Consider the following 1,759-nt stretch of genomic DNA (forward strand, 5'->3'; position numbering starts at 1 on the left):
GGAGGTGAGGACATGTCAGCTCACTCCCTGCCGCTGGCCGATCTGCTTGGCCTGGCTGACCGCGTCCTTCCAGGCGTCGTCGGGCTTCTTGCCCTTGGCCTCGATGTTGGTCAGCTCGGTCAGGTAGGGGGCCATGACGGCGGCGTCGGCGGGTGCCTCGTAGCTGTCCGGGATGGCCTTGGCGGCCGGGCCGAAGACCTCGATGATCTTCTGTCCGCCGAAGAAGGCGTCCGGGCCTGTCATGGCCGGCATCGCGTAAGCGGCGGGACAGGCGGGGAAGATGGCGGCGTCGGTGAAGCCGCGGGCGTCGTTGGCCGGATTGAGGATCCAGCTGATGATCTTGAATGCCTCTTCGGGGTTGCGGCACTGCTTGGGCAGGGCCAGGTAGGAGCCGCCCTGGTTGGCCGGTCCCCCCGGGTTCGGGCTGACATGCCACTTGCCCTTGGTGTTGGGGGCCGCCTGCTCGATGTCCAACGCGTGCCAGGCCGCACCGAGTTCGGTGGTCAAGGTGCCCTTGCTGAGGGCGGCGTTGTGGGTGTTGTCGTTGATCTTGCCGTCTAGGCCGAGCTGGTAGGGGCGGACGGAGAGATCCCAGGCGGCGCGTATGTGGTCCTGGTCGCCGATGAAGTGGTTGTTCTTGTCGATGAACCGCTGGGTCCCCTGCCCGACCGCGATGTTGAACACCGAGCCGAGGTTGTTGATCAGGTAGGTGCCGGGCAACGCCTTCTTCAGCTCGGCGCCGAGCGCGTAGTAGTCCTCCCAGGTCTTGGTCGCGGCGGCGACCTTGGCCGGGTCGGAGGGCAGCCCGGCCTTGTCGAACAGGTCCGCGCGGTAGTAGAGCGCGGTGGGACCGATGTCGATCGGAAACCCGATCTGCTTGCCGTCGGTGGTCTGGGCGAGCTTGGTCTTCCAGTCCAGGTACCGGGAGGCGAGCTTCTTGAAGCCCAGGTCGTTCAGGTCCAGGAAGCGGTCGCCGTTGGGCAGGAAGGAGGCGATGTCCTCCCCCTTGATGCCGGTGATGTCGGGGACGGAGGTGCCCGCCGCGATGGTGGTGGTGAGCTTCTGCTTGAAGTCGCCGCCGATGGAGGCGGTGGTCAGCTTGACCTGGCTGCTGAAGTGCGTCTTGGCTTCGGCGACCACCTTGTCGCTGAGCGCGCCTCCCCAGTACCAGAGGGTCAGGTCCTTGCTGTCCTTGCTGCCGCTCGATCCTGAGCTGCCGCCGCATGCCGCGGTGGCGCCGGCCGCGGCGGCCGTCAGGGCGGCGGCCTGCAGGAATCGTCTGCGGGAAAGATCCACGATCTTCTCCTAGTTCAGGGCGGGGTCTGCGCGTGGGCCCTGTCGGGCATGCCCGACAGGACCTGTGGGTCATGAGCCGTGGAGGGGTGCGACGGGAGGGCCGGGTGACTGAAGGGCATCGGCGTGGTGGGAACTCTTCAGTCACCCGGGGCGTGGGAGCTGGGTCCTCTCAGACGGTGCCGAGGCGTCCGTGACGGCGGAACACGCCGTCCTTCGCTTCGGCCGACCGGAGTGGGGTCCGGACCTCGCTTGAATTACGCAAGAGAGTGCACCCGGTGCGCGACTTTGACAAGGGTCAAGCGAGTATCGAGACATTCATGCGTGACTTTGCTTGAGTTTGAAGAGTTCGCGAGTATGGTCAGCGGCATGCTCGCTGACCGAAGACATCAGCTGATCCTTCGCGCCCTGCGCGCGGACGGGCCCCTCTCGGTGGTCGCCCTGGCCGAGCAGGTCGGGGCCAGTC

Annotated in this window: 2 protein-coding genes; one reads left to right on the forward strand and one right to left on the reverse strand. The window is 66.5% G+C overall.

The window, feature by feature from the left end; genetic code table 11:
• Positions 1–15 precede the first annotated feature (15 nt).
• Entirely contained in the window at positions 16–1,296 is a 1,281-nt protein-coding gene (locus tag ACFVYN_RS41335; RefSeq protein WP_390008090.1) for an ABC transporter substrate-binding protein, read from the reverse strand.
• 366 nt (positions 1,297–1,662) lie between these two features.
• Here ACFVYN_RS41335 and ACFVYN_RS41340 point away from each other — a divergent pair.
• The coding region (locus ACFVYN_RS41340) for a winged helix-turn-helix transcriptional regulator (RefSeq protein WP_390008092.1) at positions 1,663–1,759 on the forward strand (97 nt) is incomplete at its 3' end.

Source organism: Streptomyces sp. NPDC058307, from assembly GCF_042880295.1.
In the GTDB taxonomy this organism is placed as follows: Bacteria; Actinomycetota; Actinomycetes; order Streptomycetales; family Streptomycetaceae; genus Streptomyces.